This window comes from Rhizobium sp. BK275 (genome assembly GCF_014193555.1).
Lineage (GTDB): Bacteria > Pseudomonadota > Alphaproteobacteria > Rhizobiales > Rhizobiaceae > Rhizobium.
In genome coordinates, this window is record NZ_JACHZL010000003.1 from 167,337 (window position 1) to 181,704 (window position 14,368).

Consider the following 14,368-nt stretch of genomic DNA (forward strand, 5'->3'; position numbering starts at 1 on the left):
CTCTGATGAAAGACAGCCGCAGTTTCGCGGCTGTCTTCAAGGTTGGAATTAACGGTGGGCGTTGAGCGAGATGACGTTGTGCATCGTCTCGTCGGCCGTCGACATGAACTTCTTGATGTTGCGCGCAGCCTGGCGGATGCGGTGTTCGTTCTCTACGAGCGCCAAACGGACGTAGTCGTCACCCTGTTCGCCAAAGCCGATGCCCGGGGCAACGGCGACGTCGGCCTTCTCGACCAGCAGCTTGGAGAATTCCAGCGAGCCGAGATGACGGAACTTTTCCGGGATCTTTGCCCAGGCGAACATGGTGGCCGCCGGCGGCGGCACTTCAAAGCCGGCCTTGCCGAAGCTTTCGACCATGACGTCGCGGCGACGCTTGTAGACGTTGCGGACTTCCGCAATGTCGGAGCCGTCGCCGTTCAGGGCATGGGTGGCCGCAACCTGGATCGGCGTGAAGGCGCCGTAATCGAGATAGGACTTCACACGCGTCAGCGCCGCGATCAGCCGCTCATTACCGACGGCAAAGCCCATGCGCCAGCCAGGCATGGAGAAGGTCTTGGACATGGAGGTGAATTCGACCGTCACGTCCATTGCGCCCGGAACCTGCAGCACAGACGGTGGCGGCTCGCCATCGAAATAGATTTCCGAGTAGGCGAGGTCCGACAGCACGATGATGTCGTGCTTCTTAGCGAAGGCAATGACGTCCTTGTAGAAGTCGAGGCTGGCAACGAAGGCCGTCGGGTTCGACGGATAGTTCAGGATCAGCGCCAGCGGCTTCGGGATCGAATGGCGCACCGCCCGTTCCAGCGGCGGGAAGAAGCTTTCGTCCGGCTCGACCGACATGGAGCGGATCACACCGCCAGCCATCAGGAAGCCGAAGGCATGGATCGGATAGGTCGGGTTCGGGCAGAGGATGACGTCCCCCGGTGCGGTGATCGCCTGCGCCATGTTGGCGAAGCCTTCCTTGGAGCCAAGAGTGGCGACGACCTGCGTATCGGGATTCAGCTTCACGCCGAATCGGCGGGCGTAATAGGCAGCCTGCGCACGGCGCAGGCCGGGAATGCCCTTGGAGGACGAATAGCGGTGTGTGCGTGGGTCCTGGACGACTTCGCACAGCTTGTCGACGATCGCCTGAGGGGTCGGAAGGTCAGGGTTTCCCATGCCGAGATCGATGATATCGGCCCCGCCCGCTCGCGCGCTCGCTTTCAAACGGTTGACCTGTTCGAAAACGTAAGGCGGCAAACGCCGGACTTTGTGAAACTCTTCCATCTCTTTCCCCATGGAAATGCGGCCAACTGACCGCTGTCGAAGCTCGTTCCGTCTCCCGGCATCTGCGATACGAGCTTCAGACTCGCAGCGCCGTATTCCTCTTCAACTCAAACTGCGCGGCAAATCTTTGACGGAGAGCCGCACATGAAGCGCATTATCGGGAAAATTGCATCTTCCGATCCATCCGGAAGGCTTTGCGTCCAAATCGCCTTAAAGGCAAGGCTTATTTGGTGATTTCGGAGAGCGTCGAGGCCCCGTGGTCGGCGGCAAGCGCGCGCATCTCGGCGACGCGACGCTGATATTCCGCCTCCGAGATCGCGCCTGAATTGCGCTTGCCCGTCAGCGCTGTCAGCTGGTGCTGCAGCTCGGCTGCCTGCTCGTCACTCATTTGCACGTTGGCGGCGGTCAGTGGCGCACCGAATGAGGGATAACCATCACGGCTTTTGGTCAGGCCACCTTCGACAGGCTCTCCCTTGGACGCCGGCATCACGACTGCGGTCGGCGCTGCCATGCGCTGGGCGAAGGCCTTCTTCTCCTCGGCGGTCTTGTTGCATCCGGCAAGCGCGAAGGCCATTGCCGCGGCCGCCGCGCAGATTGCTGCGGTGCGGGTGAAGGTCGCGAAATGCCCAATGCCTGTCGTCGTCATGCCTGATGATCCAATCCTGCCTGCTTCGACTGTTAAATTCGTCGCAGCGACAAAGCAATAGCACGAGAGCGGGTCTGCGGAACTTGTTTTCTTCATCGTCGCAGATGTACAACGAACAAACAGTGGATGCTGCCGCCGGAGGAAATGCGTGACCGACAGCAAGCGGGAGAATGGTGCCAAGCGGGATTTCGACGCCAAGGATCTTGATCCCTATCTCCTGAAGGATCCCGAGGCCATGGCGATGAACTTCGCCCGTGCGCTCGAAAACCTCGGCAAGGCAGCTTCAGCGTGGCTGGCCCCGCGTGAGCGTGGCGAAATCTCCGACACGGTCGTCGAACCCGTCACCGATATGGTGAAGACGCTCTCCAAGGTTACGGAGTACTGGATTTCCGATCCGCGCCGCACCTTCGAAGCCCAGACGGAGCTCATGACCTCGTTCTTCGGCATCTGGATGCGGTCGATGCAGCGCATGCAGGGCGAGACGGTCGAACAGGAGATCGAGCGCAAGGACAAGCGTTTCGCAGACGAAGACTGGCAGAAGAACCCCTTCTTCGAATTTTTGAAGCAGGTCTATTTCGTGACCGCCGACTGGGCTGAAAAGCTCGTGGCCGAGACCGAAGGGTTGGATGAGCACACGAAGCACAAGGCCGGCTTCTATGTGAAGCAGATCACCGCGGCACTATCGCCCACCAATTTCGTGGTCACTAATCCGCAAGTCTACCGGGAAACGATCGCGACCAGCGGCGAGAACCTCGTGCGCGGCATGAAGATGCTGACCGAGGATATCATCGCGGGCCGCGGCGAACTACGCCTGCGCCAGACCGACATGACCAAATTCGCCGTCGGCCGCGATATGGCGCTGACCCCGGGCAAAGTGATCGCCCAGAATGAAATCTGCCAGATCATCCAGTACGAGCCTTCGACGGAAACCGTATTGAAGCGGCCGCTGCTGATCTGCCCGCCCTGGATCAACAAATTCTACATTCTCGATCTCAACCCGCAGAAATCATTCATCAAATGGTGTGTCGATCAGGGACACACCGTCTTCGTTATCTCCTGGGTCAATCCGGATAGCCGCCATGCGCTGAAAGACTGGACGGCTTACGCAAGGGAAGGCGTCGATTTCGCGCTGGAGACGGTGGAGAAGGCGACCGGCGAGAAAGAGGTCAACGCCATCGGCTATTGCGTCGGCGGCACACTGCTCGCCGCTACGCTGGCATTGCATGCCAAGGAGAAGAACAAGCGCATCAGGACCGCGACGCTCTTTACCACGCAGGTCGATTTCACCCATGCCGGCGACCTCAAGGTCTTCGTCGACGAAGAGCAGCTTCAGGCATTGGAAGCGCATATGCAGGAACTCGGCTATCTCGACGGTTCGCGCATGTCGACGGCCTTCAATATGCTGAGAGCAAGCGAGCTTATCTGGCCCTATTTCGTCAACAACTACCTGAAGGGCCAGGAGCCTCTCCCCTTCGACCTGTTGTTCTGGAACGCCGATTCGACCCGCATGGCAGCAGCCAACCATGCCTTCTACCTGCGCAACTGCTACCTGAGGAATGCACTAACAAAGGGCGAGATGATCCTCGACGGCAAAACCGTCTCGCTGAAAGACGTCAAGATTCCGATCTACAATCTCGCGACGCGTGAGGATCATATCGCGCCGGCGAAGTCCGTCTTCCTCGGCAGCCGGTTCTTCGGCGGCAAAGTGCAGTTCGTCGTGACCGGCTCCGGCCATATTGCCGGCGTCGTCAACCCGCCCGACAAGCACAAATACCAGTTCTGGAGCGGCGGCCCGGCCAAGGGCGACTATGACGCCTGGCTTGCCAAGGCGAAGGAAACGGCGGGCTCCTGGTGGCCGCACTGGCATGCGTGGATCGAGGCGCAAGCCGGCGAGCGCGTTGCGGCCCGCAAACCGGGCGGCGCGGCACTCAACGCCATCGAGGAAGCACCCGGCAGCTATGTGATGGCGCGAAGCTGACGTCGGAAAAATCTTCCACCATCGAATCACCCCTCACCGGGCGGTGACTGCAAACCTTTGAAAAATAGCTTTCCCTAAAATATTGCGTCTCTTTTCGTGACAATCGAAGCAGAGCGCCGTGCCCGTAAACCAATTGGAAACCATAGTTCGTCATCCTTAAGAAACGGTCGCATGCCGCGGACGGGCCAAAATTCGGCCTTTTTGGGCAGTTAGCGGCTCCGGCATAGATCAGTAGTCAGTGTTGCCGGCCTGCGTAGCGAGTTTTGGAAGACGAGTAGAGTATGGCGTTTGCAGTAGGGACGTTCAATAACGTCGCCCCTTTTGGCGGATCCCCTGTTCGTTCGGGCAGATCTCGCGGTTTTCTTACCGGCATCGCAATCGCCGGACTTTTGACCTCCACGTGGCTCATCGGCGCTGTTGCGACGATGCAATCCGTGCCGATGCCGTTCTCCTCCCGAAAGGAGATTGCTCAGGTCACGGCTGCGCCGAAGGCAACACCTGTTGCCGTTGCGCATGAGCGCCTCATCCACGTGAACAAGGCTTCGCGGCTTGCGGCATTCGACGCCAAGCCGGTTGTGCCTTTGACGGCCCAGTTGATCCAGTCGCATGCGGAGAAGACATCGGCTGCCTCGAATGCAATCCTGGCACTTGCGAAAACCAACCGCCTTCCCATTGCCGTCGCGCAACTTCAGCCGGTTGCCCTCTCCGACAATCCGCGCTTCAACAAGGACGACACGCTCAAGGCGCCGCCAACCGTCGTCGAAACCGCTTCCGCTGCGTCTGACGTCGATGACAGGATCATCATTCCGTCGAAGGAAGCCGTTGCTGCTGCCGAAATGCCGGCAACGCTCGCGCTTGCCGAAGCCGGACCTCGCGTGACGCCCGTTCCGGTCGAGCCGGCGCCGGTCAATCGGGCTGCCGCTCCTGCTGCCGGCAAGCCGGCAGAGGTGGACGTTGCCGAGGCAGACAGCAGCCCGCGGCCTTTCGATCTGGTTCTGGCGCCCGATGAAGATTCCGTACCGCTGCCGATGGCGCGGCCCGATGGCCTCGTCGGCAAGCCGGCTCCGGCCTCCAAGGGTTCGCCGCGCGCTGCCGAGCCTGTGCTTGCTTATGCCAAGCCAAACTCGCCGATCGAGGATGACCAAGACGATGCAGTGCCGCGCTACGATAAGCCGGTCTTTTCGCCGCGCCTGCGCGCCGGTGTTGCGATCTACGACATCGAAAACGCTACGGTCTACCTGCCGAACGGCGAGCGGCTGGAGGCCCATTCCGGCCTCGGAAAGATGCGCGACAACCCACGCTACATCGATCAGAAGATGCGCGGACCGACGCCGCCGCACACCTATAATCTGACCATGCGTGAAGCCTTGTTCCATGGCGTAGCGGCCATTCGCCTGACGCCGGTGCAGGGTTCGGACGCGATCTTCAACCGCGTCGGCCTGCTGGCACACACCTACATGCTTGGGAAGAACGGCGATTCCAACGGCTGCATTTCCTTCAAGGATTACAAGCGTTTCCTCGCCGCCTACAAGCGCGGCGATATCAGGCAGCTCGTCGTCGTGCCCCGGATGAACAACAAGCCTGCTTCGACGCTCGCTTCGCTCTTCTCGTCGCGAACCTAAAGACTGGCCGCGAGGAAATCGGCCAGCGACCGGCTCTCCGCCGAGAGGCGCAGCTTTCCCCTGACGAGCGCAAGTTCGGATGCCGGCTGCGGATCGAACCCATCTGCCGCTGTAAGCCGGCGATGTTCAGGCAAGACGGCATCCGATGGCAGCAGGCTGATGCCGAGGCCGGAAGCGACTGCGGCCTGAACTCCCATCAAACCCTGGCTCGTATAGGCAATGCGCCAACGCCGCCCGCTGCGCTCGATGAATCGGATCGACCGTTCGCGATAGATACATCCAACAGGAAAAACCGCGAGCGGCACCGTCTCATCGTCCTTTACCGGCCGGTTCATGCTCTCGACCCAGACCAGCTCTTCCTCCCAACTGGCCAGACAGGCGCCGTCGCCGGGCTCGCGTTTGATCAGCGCCAGATCGATTTCGCCGGCGTCGAGGAGGCGGCGAAGCTCGACGCTCCATCCGCTGACAGTGTCGAGCCTTATATGCGATGAGGCAGCAGAAAAACCGGAGAGAAGATCAATGAGCCTGCGGCCGGCAAAATCCTCGGGAACACCAAGCCTGACGGTCTTGGGCGCAGTGGGCTTGCGCATGACGTCCATTGCCTCTTCTGCCGTCGCCAGCAGACGTCGCGCATAGCTCAGGAGCACTTCGCCCTCCTCGGTCGTCTGGATGCCACCCGTCGACTTGTCGCGCAGCAGCAGGGTGCGACCGATATTGGCCTCAAGCTTTTTGATCTGCTGGCTGACAGTGGACTGGGTGAGGTGAACGCGCTCGGCCGCACGCGTGAAGCCGCCGGCGTCGACCACGGCTGCAAAGGTGCGAAGAAGATCGAGGTCGAAAGCGAAGCTCATTCGATTTTCCACTATGTGAAATTACAACATTTAATTTCTCAATGACTCCATTCTTTGTCAACATGGCGAAAATCATGGAGACGACAGATGACACTTCCCGGAAATCGGCCGAGCTGGCTGACATTCGACTGTTACGGCACGCTGATCCAGTGGGATGAAGGGCTGCTTGCCGCGATGGATGCGATCCTGTCGGCAAAGGGCGGCGATATCGACCAGTCGGCCTTCATTGCTGTCTACGACCGATACGAGCATGAACTGGAACAGCAGAAGCCGCACCGATCCTTCGGCCAAGTCACCGCCCTTGCATTGGAACTGGCAATGAACGAGTTCGGCCTGCCGTTCAACACTGCCGATGCCGATCTGCTGACGTCATCGATCGGCCGGATGCCGCCCTTCCCCGAAGTCGTCAAAACGCTCGACGAGCTGAAGACTGCCGGGTTCCGGCTCGCCATTATCTCGAATACGGACGACGCGATCATTGCCGGCAATGTCGCACAGCTCGGCGGCCTCATCGACCGGGTGATCACCGCTGAACAAGCGGAAGCCTATAAGCCGTCGCCACAGATCTTCCGGCATGCCTGGAAAACACTCGACATAGGCATGGATGATCTCGTGCATATCTGCGCCAGCCCGCATCTTGACCTTGCCGCCGCGCGCGAACTCGGTTTTCGTGCGATCTGGGTGGATCGCGGCACGGGACGGAAGCCGCTCAGCGATTACCGTCCCAACGAGATCGTGCCGACGCTCAACAAGGTGCCTGGCCTATTTGCCGCAAACGGCTGGATGTAATTGACGCGATTGGAGACAAGACATGGCTCATGAACTGAACCTTGCGAAAGGACAGCCCGCGATATTGCGCAATTTGCCGCTCGATACGGACGAGATTTGGCAGGCGCGCGTCGATTTGGCGGCCTGCCTCAGAATGGCCGCGCGGCTCGGGCTCGAGGAAGGCATCTGCAATCATTTCTCGGCCGTCGTGCCCAGCCATCCCGATCTCTTCCTGGTCAACAGGCTCGGTTGGGCCTTTCAGGAGGCCACCGCTTCGTCTCTGCTGATCTGCGATTTCGATGGCAATGTCATCGCCGGCGACGGTGTGCCGGAAGCGACCGCCTTCTTCATCCATGCCCGCCTGCACAAGATGTCGCCGCGCGTCGGTGCCGCCTTCCATACGCATATGCCGAACGCGACCGCGCTCAGCATGGTCGAGGGTGAACCCTTCGTCTGGGCCGGTCAGACGTCGCTGAAATTCTATGGCCGCGTCGCGGTCGATGAAAACTATAACGGACTGGCGCTCGATGAGCGCGAGGGCGACAGGATCGCGGCCGTGCTTGGCGACAAGGACATCCTGTTCATGAAGAACCATGGCGTCATGGTCTGCGCGCCAAACATCGCCGAAGCCTGGGACGACCTCTATTATCTTGAGCGCGCTGCAGAGGTTCAGCTCAAGGCGATGAGCACCGGGCGGCAATTGATTGCTGTGCCGACCGATATCGCCGAACAGGCCGCAAAGCAGATGCGGGAAGGCGATCCGGAAAGTGCGCGCCTGCATCTCGAAAGCGTCAGGCGTGTTCTCGACCGGCAGGCCCCGGAATACCGGGACTGAAAACGCCTACCTCAGCCAGACGCCGATGCGCTCCAGCGCCTCGGCGATCTCGGCCTCCGAACCGGCATAGGAGATGCGCAGCGTATGCGGTCCTTCAACCGGATCGAAATCGAGGCCGGGGGTGGCGGCGACATTGATCTCCGCCAGCATGCGCCGCGCGAAATCCATGCTGTCATTGGTGAAGCGCGCAACATCCACATAAGCGTAAAAGGCGCCGTCCATCGGTGACGCCGGCGCAAGACCGATCTTCGGCAGGCGGTCGAGCAGCAGTTCACGATTGGCGGCATAGCTTGCCTTGACGCCATCCAGTTCATCGCCGGCACCGAGGGCGGCGGTGGCGGCGATCTGCGAAAGCTCCGGCGGAGAGATATAGAGGCTCTGGGCGACGCGCTCGATCGGACGCACCAGCCGCTCGGGCAGCACCATCCAGCCAATGCGCCAGCCGGTCATGCAATAATATTTGGAGAAGGAGTTGATGACGATCGCTTCGTCGGTCAGCTCCAGCGCGCTCGTCTCTTCTCCTGCAAAGGTCAGGCCGTGATAGATCTCGTCGGAGATGAAGGCGATGTCGTTGGCGTCGCAGTAAGCAGCAAGCGCCTTCAGGCCATCGCGACCGGTGACAGTGCCGGTCGGGTTGGCGGGGCTGGCAAGCAGCACGCCCGTCAGCTTCACGCCCTTTTCCGTCTGGATCGCTTCGAGGCTTTCTGGCGTCAGGGTGAAATGCGTTTCTGCGGTAACGGGCACTTCGACCACATTGAGGCCAAGGGCGCCGAGGATGTTACGATAGGCGGGATAGCCCGGCCGGGCGATTGCGACGGCATCGCCGGCATCGAAAAGTGACAGGAAGGCGAGATTGAAGGCGGCCGACGAACCGGTTGTGATCGCGATACGCGCAGGAGCGATCTCGAGGCCGTGGCGATCGCGATAGTGCTCGGCGAGCGCATGTTTCAGCCGTGCCGTGCCGAGCGCATCCGTATAACCGATGCGCCCTTCGGCGAGCGCCGCGCGGGCGGCTTCAAGAGCCAACTGGGGTGCAGGATGCGACGGCTGGCCGACGGCCATGGAAATGACGGGGTGGCCGCCTGCGCGCCTCTTCGTCGCCTCGGCCAGGACATCCATGGCGTGGAACGGTTCGACTTCGCTGCGTTTCGAGATGGAAAACACGATCACTTCCTGCCTGGGTTCAGATGACGGCCAGACAATTGCCGCAATAATCGGCTCATCACAATCCCGCGAGGGCTTGGATCGGAGGAAAATTCCTGTTTGATGGCGGCCCGACGCGCCGTAATTTGATGCGGACGCATCCAAGCCCATTAACCCGGTAATGGTAATTTCGCTTCGAAAACCCATCAGCCGACGACGAGGATACCATGGCCTTCTTCTCCAAAACGCTCACCGCGCTGGCGCTTGCAGCCTCTATAGCCCTTCCGGCTCAGGCATTTGCATTCGATGACCAGCAGAAGAAGGAACTGGGGGAATTCATCAAGCAGTACCTGATCGAAAATCCTGAGATCATGCTCGACGTGCAGGACGCGCTGCAAAAAAAGCAGCAGATGGCCCAGCAGGTGAAGGCCACCATGGCCATCGAGAACAATACCGACAGGATCTTCGATTCCAATGACGACGTGACGCTCGGCAATCCCAAAGGCGATGTCACCGTCGTCGAGTTCTTCGACTATAACTGCACCTATTGCCGCCACGCCCTGCCCGACATGCAGGCCTTGTTGAAGAAGGATAAGAATGTCCGCTTCGTGCTGAAGGAATTCCCGATCCTCGGGCCGGATTCGGTCGCGGCGCACCGCGTGGCGGATGCCTTCCGCCGCCTTGCGCCGGAAAAATACGGCGATTTCCACGTCGCGTTGCTCGGCAGCGATGGCCGCGCCTCCGAGGACACTGCAATCCAGGTCGCCTCTTCTCTCGGCGTCAGCGAAGACAAGATCCGCGCGGAGATGAAAAAGAGCCCGAACGATGGCATCGTGCAGGCGACTTATCAGCTTGCAGCCAATCTCGGTATCAGCGGTACACCGTCCTATGTGATCGGTAACGAAATGGTGCCCGGCGCCGTCGGCCTCAACGATCTCGAAGCCAAGGTGAAGAACATGCGGGCCTGCGGCAAGACGAGCTGCTGAACCCGCGCCCATCAAATCGCCTAAATCGAAGCGTTTCAGCCATGTGGACAAACATGGCGCGACCTCCGCTGCCGATTCTGTAAGGGCTTTCAATAAGCCCGCGCGGAGTCTATAGGTGGCGCTCGCGCATTCCCGTGCCTTTGCCGTCGAAAGGCTGACACAGGGCGCGATGAATACAATGAACCGCGTAACGGTCGCCTGATCCAGAGAGGATCAAGAGCCGGTGCGCCAAACGGAACATTCGATGACGCAAACGATTTTCGTCCTGAACGGCCCCAACCTGAATATGCTGGGCAAGCGAGAACCTGGCATCTATGGCGGCAAGACGCTCAAGGACATAGAGGCGGACTGCAAGGCTGCGGGCCGCGAACTCGGATTCGACATCGATTTCCGCCAGAGCAATCACGAAGGCACGCTGGTGGACTGGTTCCACGAAGCGGATGAAAAGGCTTTCGGCGTTGCTATCAATGCAGGCGCCTATACGCACACATCCGTCGCGCTGCATGATGCGATCCGTGCTATTTCCATTCCCGTCATCGAACTTCACATATCCAATGTGCATGCACGGGAAGAATTCCGTCACAAGTCGATGATCGCGCCGGCATGCAAAGGCGTGATCTGCGGCTTCGGGCCTCACAGCTACATCCTGGCGCTCTGCGCGCTGAAGAACATCACGGCATAAGAAGAAGACAGGGCAACACTCATGGCTGAAAAGAAATCCGGTATCGATCAGGCACTGATCCGCGATCTCGCCAACATCCTCAAGGACACGGATCTGACCGAGATCGAAGTCGAACAGGAAGATCTGCGTATCCGCGTTTCGCGTGCAGGCACGACCCAGTACATCCAGGCGCCGATTGCGGCCCCCGCCTATGCAGCACCGGCTGCAGCTGCAGCAGCCCCGGTAGCGGTTGCCGCTGCTCCCGCTGCGGCAGGCCGTAACCCGGCGAACACGGTGAACGCGCCGATGGTCGGCACGGCCTATATGGCCCCGGCCCCTGGCGCTCGCGCGTTCATCGAACTTGGCGCCACCGTCAAGGAAGGCCAGACGCTGCTCATCATCGAAGCGATGAAGACGATGAACCAGATCCCCTCGCCGAAGTCGGGCAAGGTCACGGAAATCCTCGTCGAAGACGGCTCGCCCGTCGAATACGGCCAGCCGCTCGTCATCATCGAATAAGGCTTTGCCAATGATCTCGAAGATCCTCATAGCCAATCGCGGCGAGATCGCCCTTCGCGTGCTGCGCGCCTGCAAGGAGCTCGGCATTGCAAGTGTCGCCGTGCATTCGACGGCCGATGCCGACGCCATGCATGTGCGCCTTGCCGACGAAAGTGTGTGCATCGGCCCACCGCCTTCGCGCGAAAGCTATCTCAACATCCACCAGATCGTCGCAGCCTGCGAAATCACCGGCGCTGACGCCGTGCATCCGGGCTACGGCTTCCTGTCGGAAAATGCCAAGTTCGCCGATATCCTCGAAGCGCATGGTATTACCTTCATCGGCCCGACGGCGGAACACATCCGCATCATGGGCGACAAGATCACCGCCAAGACCACGGCACAGGAACTCGGCATCCCCGTCGTTCCCGGCTCCGACGGCGAAGTGAAGACCGAAGAGGATGCGCTGAAGACGGCTGGCTATATCGGCTATCCGGTGTTGATCAAGGCAACGGCCGGCGGCGGCGGACGCGGCATGAAGGTTGCCAAGACCGAAGCAGACCTGATCGAAGCCTGGTCGACGGCCCGCACCGAAGCGGCCGCCGCTTTCGGCAATGACGCCGTCTACATGGAAAAATACCTCGAAAAGCCACGCCACATCGAAATCCAGGTGTTCGGCGATGGCGAAGGCAATGCCATCCATCTCGGCGAACGCGACTGCTCGCTGCAGCGCCGTCACCAGAAGGTCTGGGAAGAGGCAAACTCGCCTGCCCTCAATGTCGAACAGCGCAAGAAGATCGGCCAGATTTGCGCTGACGCCATGAAGAAGCTGAAATACCGCGGCGCCGGCACGATCGAGTTCCTCTACGAGAACGGAGAGTTCTATTTCATCGAAATGAACACTCGCCTGCAGGTAGAGCATCCGGTTACCGAAGCCATTACCGGCATCGACCTCGTGCATGAGCAGATCCGCGTAGCCTCGGGCGGCGGTCTGTCTGTCACGCAGGACGAGGTGCATTTCCAGGGCCACGCCATCGAATGCCGCATCAATGCCGAGGACGCGCGCACCTTCGTGCCCTCACCGGGCACGATCACGCATTTCCATGCACCGGGCGGACTTGGCGTGCGCATCGATTCCGGCGCCTATCAGGGCTATAAGATCCCGCCTTACTACGACAGCCTCATCGGCAAGCTGATCGTTCACGGCCGCACGCGCGTCGAATGCATGATGCGCCTGCGCCGTGCGCTCGATGAATTTGTCGTTGACGGCATCAAGACAACGCTGCCACTGTTCCAGGATCTCGTTTCCAACCAGGATATCGCCAACGGCGACTACGATATTCACTGGCTGGAAAACTATCTCGCCAACAGCAAGCCGGCAGCATAGGACAGGAATGGCAGGAGCGCGCAGGAAGTCACCAGGTATTACCCCGGAAATCCTCTTGCGCGCCTATTCTATCGGCCTGTTTCCCATGGCCGAATCCGCCGACGATCCCGAAATCTTCTGGGTCGAACCGGATATCCGCGGCGTCCTGCCGCTGGACAATCGTTTCCACGTCTCCAAAAGCCTTCGAAAGACGGTCCGCCAGAAGCCCTTCGACATTCGCTTCAACAGTGACTTCGATGCAGTGATTACCGCTTGTGCCAGCGAGACATCCGATCGGCCGAGCACCTGGATCAACGAAACCATCAAGACGCTCTATTCCGCCCTGCACCGCATGGGCCATGCCCATTCTGTCGAGGCCTGGGATGGCGATGAACTCGTCGGCGGCCTCTATGGTGTTTCTCTCGGCTCCGCCTTCTTTGGGGAAAGCATGTTCTCGCGGCGCACCGACGCTTCGAAAATCTGTCTCGTCCATCTCGTCGAGCATCTGAGGCGGCAGCACTTCACCTTGCTCGACACGCAATTCACGACAGAGCATCTCAAAACATTCGGGGCGCTCGACGTGCCGAAAGCGGATTACGCGCTGATGCTCGCCGCGGCGATGGAATCGCCACACCTTAAGTTTTAAGGTTGAATTTTTCACCTCAGCGTTGATTTTTCGACCAATCGGTTTAAGGTCGGGCTGCAACGGAGGGTGAAATCTTGAAGCGATATTTTGCGGCAGCGATCCTGCTCGCCATGGCTGCCGGGACAGCCGATTCCCGCCCCTATCAGGAAATGTTTCCGAACAGAACGGATTTCTCCGAGCAAGAAAAGCCGGTTCTGCAGAAGCTCGACTTCCAGCAAGGGGCGATTAGGCTGCCGGCTGCGAGGGCAACGCTGAACGTACCGGATGGGTTTTACTATCTCAGCCCTGAAGATACGAAGACCGTGCTTGTCGATATCTGGGGCAACCCTCCGGGCGCGGCGGCTGATGCGTTGGGCATGTTATTTCCTGCACAATATTCCCCGACTGATGTCGGGTCATGGGGTTCGGTCGTCGAATTCAGCGCGGATGGCTATGTATCGGATGCCGACGCAGCGACGATCGACTACGATGAACTGCTGCAGAACATCAAGGACTCTATTTCGGAGAGCAATACCGAGCGACAGAAGCAGGGCTTTCCGACGGTGACACTCGTCGGCTGGGCCTCTGCCCCGCATTACGACCAATCCGCACACGCCCTGCACTGGGCACGCGATTTGGTGTTCAACGAAAATGGAAACACGCAGCATACACTGAACTATTCCGTGCGCACGCTGGGCCGTGAGGGCGTCTTTCAGTTCGACTTCGTTGCCGGTCTCGAACAGTTGAAGGAAATCGAGACCGCCGTCCCGACCGTGACCAAGCTCGTCCAGTTCGACAAGGGAATGGCCTATAGCGATCACGTGGATGGCGACAAGATCGCTGCCTACGGGATGGCGGGCATGATCGCTGCAGGCGCTGGCGCCAAGGTTGCCGCGAAGATCGGACTGCTGGCAATCGCCGCTGCCTTTCTGAAGAAGGCGTGGATCCTTGTCTTTGTGGTATTTGGCGGGGCGGTCGGCCTCGTGAAGAAGCTCTTCACCGGCAACAAGACGCCCAACGCATAGCGGCCAGCATCAGCAGGCGTGTCGCATCGAACGGATCTTATGCGACACGCACCCGGCGCCGCCATCATCTTGCTGTAGATAGTTATTTGCAGCTGAAAGCC

The 14,368-nt window shown here is 59.9% G+C and carries 14 protein-coding genes; 10 read left to right on the plus strand and 4 right to left on the minus strand.

All coding sequences use genetic code 11. The features are described 5' to 3' along the window. Window positions 1–48 precede the first annotated feature (48 nt). Together FHT82_RS10655 and FHT82_RS10660 are read right to left on the minus strand one after the other, a co-directional pair. Window positions 49–1,266, minus strand: a complete 1,218-nt coding sequence (locus FHT82_RS10655) for an LL-diaminopimelate aminotransferase (protein ID WP_183729630.1) — start codon at window positions 1,264–1,266, stop codon at window positions 49–51. A 223-nt stretch (window positions 1,267–1,489) separates the two neighbouring features. Beyond that, window positions 1,490–1,912 (minus strand): hypothetical protein, encoded by a 423-nt coding sequence (locus tag FHT82_RS10660; RefSeq protein WP_183729633.1) that lies wholly within the window; start codon window positions 1,910–1,912, stop codon window positions 1,490–1,492. Window positions 1,913–2,060: 148 nt separating this feature from the next. Between FHT82_RS10660 and phaC the strand changes: the two genes are divergently transcribed. Both phaC and FHT82_RS10670 read left to right on the plus strand, forming a co-directional pair. Continuing rightward, window positions 2,061–3,890: a class I poly(R)-hydroxyalkanoic acid synthase gene (phaC, locus tag FHT82_RS10665; protein ID WP_183729636.1), complete on the plus strand. Its 1,830-nt coding sequence runs from the start codon at window positions 2,061–2,063 to the stop codon at window positions 3,888–3,890. Window positions 3,891–4,171: 281 nt separating this feature from the next. Then, window positions 4,172–5,512 (plus strand): tlde1 domain-containing protein, encoded by a 1,341-nt coding sequence (locus FHT82_RS10670; protein WP_183729639.1) that lies wholly within the window; start codon window positions 4,172–4,174, stop codon window positions 5,510–5,512. Here the strand turns inward: FHT82_RS10670 and FHT82_RS10675 are convergent. Next, a complete protein-coding gene (locus tag FHT82_RS10675; protein ID WP_183729642.1) occupies window positions 5,509–6,363 on the minus strand; it encodes a LysR family transcriptional regulator in 855 nt (284 codons plus the stop codon). The genes FHT82_RS10670 and FHT82_RS10675 overlap by 4 nt on opposite strands. Before the next feature lie 87 nt (window positions 6,364–6,450). Between FHT82_RS10675 and FHT82_RS10680 the strand changes: the two genes are divergently transcribed. Both FHT82_RS10680 and FHT82_RS10685 read left to right on the plus strand, forming a co-directional pair. Continuing rightward, the gene (locus FHT82_RS10680) at window positions 6,451–7,152 is read left to right on the plus strand and encodes a haloacid dehalogenase type II (protein ID WP_183729645.1); all 702 of its coding nucleotides are present in this window, start codon (window positions 6,451–6,453) and stop codon (window positions 7,150–7,152) included. A gap of 22 nt (window positions 7,153–7,174) precedes the next feature. Next, complete coding sequence (locus FHT82_RS10685) at window positions 7,175–7,966, plus strand: aldolase (protein WP_183729648.1); 792 nt, start codon at window positions 7,175–7,177, stop codon at window positions 7,964–7,966. Between the two features lie 6 nt (window positions 7,967–7,972). On the opposite strand, the gene FHT82_RS10690 is transcribed toward FHT82_RS10685, so the two are convergent. Beyond that, a complete protein-coding gene (locus FHT82_RS10690) occupies window positions 7,973–9,130 on the minus strand; it encodes an aminotransferase class I/II-fold pyridoxal phosphate-dependent enzyme (RefSeq protein ID WP_183729651.1) in 1,158 nt (385 codons plus the stop codon). Between the two features lie 206 nt (window positions 9,131–9,336). Here FHT82_RS10690 and FHT82_RS10695 point away from each other — a divergent pair, with 206 nt between their 5' ends. The 6 genes from FHT82_RS10695 to FHT82_RS10720 all read left to right on the plus strand — a co-directional run bounded on the left by FHT82_RS10695 (window position 9,337) and on the right by FHT82_RS10720 (window position 14,267). Further along, complete coding sequence (locus FHT82_RS10695; RefSeq protein WP_183729654.1) at window positions 9,337–10,095, plus strand: DsbA family protein; 759 nt, start codon at window positions 9,337–9,339, stop codon at window positions 10,093–10,095. A 244-nt stretch (window positions 10,096–10,339) separates the two neighbouring features. Continuing rightward, the gene (gene aroQ / locus FHT82_RS10700; protein ID WP_183729657.1) at window positions 10,340–10,777 is read left to right on the plus strand and encodes a type II 3-dehydroquinate dehydratase; all 438 of its coding nucleotides are present in this window, start codon (window positions 10,340–10,342) and stop codon (window positions 10,775–10,777) included. 21 nt (window positions 10,778–10,798) lie between these two features. After that, window positions 10,799–11,275, plus strand: a complete 477-nt coding sequence (accB, locus tag FHT82_RS10705; RefSeq protein ID WP_183729660.1) for an acetyl-CoA carboxylase biotin carboxyl carrier protein — start codon at window positions 10,799–10,801, stop codon at window positions 11,273–11,275. 10 nt (window positions 11,276–11,285) lie between these two features. Beyond that, window positions 11,286–12,638, plus strand: a complete 1,353-nt coding sequence (gene accC / locus FHT82_RS10710) for an acetyl-CoA carboxylase biotin carboxylase subunit (RefSeq protein ID WP_183729663.1) — start codon at window positions 11,286–11,288, stop codon at window positions 12,636–12,638. Between the two features lie 7 nt (window positions 12,639–12,645). Further along, complete coding sequence (gene aat, locus FHT82_RS10715) at window positions 12,646–13,263, plus strand: leucyl/phenylalanyl-tRNA--protein transferase (RefSeq protein ID WP_183729666.1); 618 nt, start codon at window positions 12,646–12,648, stop codon at window positions 13,261–13,263. Between the two features lie 74 nt (window positions 13,264–13,337). Continuing rightward, a complete protein-coding gene (locus tag FHT82_RS10720) occupies window positions 13,338–14,267 on the plus strand; it encodes a DUF2167 domain-containing protein (protein WP_183729669.1) in 930 nt (309 codons plus the stop codon). Window positions 14,268–14,368 lie beyond the last annotated feature (101 nt).

Excerpts from the sequence above, each read along its gene's own strand:
- FHT82_RS10655 (WP_183729630.1), bottom strand. The coding sequence starts at position 1,266 with ATGGAAGAGTTTCACAAAGTCCGGCGTTTGCCGCCTTACGTTTTCGAA.
- FHT82_RS10660 (WP_183729633.1), bottom strand. The coding sequence starts at position 1,912 with ATGACGACGACAGGCATTGGGCATTTCGCGACCTTCACCCGCACCGCA.
- FHT82_RS10670 (WP_183729639.1), top strand. The coding sequence starts at position 4,172 with ATGGCGTTTGCAGTAGGGACGTTCAATAACGTCGCCCCTTTTGGCGGA.
- FHT82_RS10675 (WP_183729642.1), bottom strand. The coding sequence starts at position 6,363 with ATGAGCTTCGCTTTCGACCTCGATCTTCTTCGCACCTTTGCAGCCGTG.
- FHT82_RS10680 (WP_183729645.1), top strand. The coding sequence starts at position 6,451 with ATGACACTTCCCGGAAATCGGCCGAGCTGGCTGACATTCGACTGTTAC.
- FHT82_RS10685 (WP_183729648.1), top strand. The coding sequence starts at position 7,175 with ATGGCTCATGAACTGAACCTTGCGAAAGGACAGCCCGCGATATTGCGC.
- FHT82_RS10695 (WP_183729654.1), top strand. The coding sequence starts at position 9,337 with ATGGCCTTCTTCTCCAAAACGCTCACCGCGCTGGCGCTTGCAGCCTCT.
- aroQ (WP_183729657.1), top strand. The coding sequence starts at position 10,340 with ATGACGCAAACGATTTTCGTCCTGAACGGCCCCAACCTGAATATGCTG.
- accB (WP_183729660.1), top strand. The coding sequence starts at position 10,799 with ATGGCTGAAAAGAAATCCGGTATCGATCAGGCACTGATCCGCGATCTC.
- accC (WP_183729663.1), top strand. The coding sequence starts at position 11,286 with ATGATCTCGAAGATCCTCATAGCCAATCGCGGCGAGATCGCCCTTCGC.
- aat (WP_183729666.1), top strand. The coding sequence starts at position 12,646 with ATGGCAGGAGCGCGCAGGAAGTCACCAGGTATTACCCCGGAAATCCTC.